This is a genomic window from Bradyrhizobium sp. Mp27, from assembly GCF_029953005.1.
Classification (GTDB): Bacteria; Pseudomonadota; Alphaproteobacteria; order Rhizobiales; family Xanthobacteraceae; genus Bradyrhizobium; species Bradyrhizobium barranii.
The window spans coordinates 1-221 of record NZ_JASAUS010000812.1; the positions used below are offsets into that span (position 1 = coordinate 1).

Here is a 221-nt window from a genome sequence, read left to right on the forward strand (position 1 = left end):
AGCCGCTCGACAAACACGTTGTCGCGCCAGGCGCCCTTGCCGTCCATGCTGATGGCGATCTTCGCGTCCAGCAGCACATCGGTGAACTCGAGGCTGGTGAACTGGCTGCCCACTTCCCCGGTCAGGGGATCGACGATGTCGATGGTGTCGCCGGCGAAATCCACGAACACCTTCTCGCCGCCCAGATGAATCTGCCGCATCGAAGGTCGGACCCGCCCCTT

At 63.3% G+C, this 221-nt stretch carries 1 pseudogene; it reads right to left on the reverse strand.

What is annotated here, in order from left to right:
- A pseudogene (locus tag QJT78_RS52750) lies at positions 1-200 on the reverse strand (hypothetical protein); the annotation flags it as partial.
- Between the last annotated feature and the right edge of the window lie 21 nt (positions 201-221).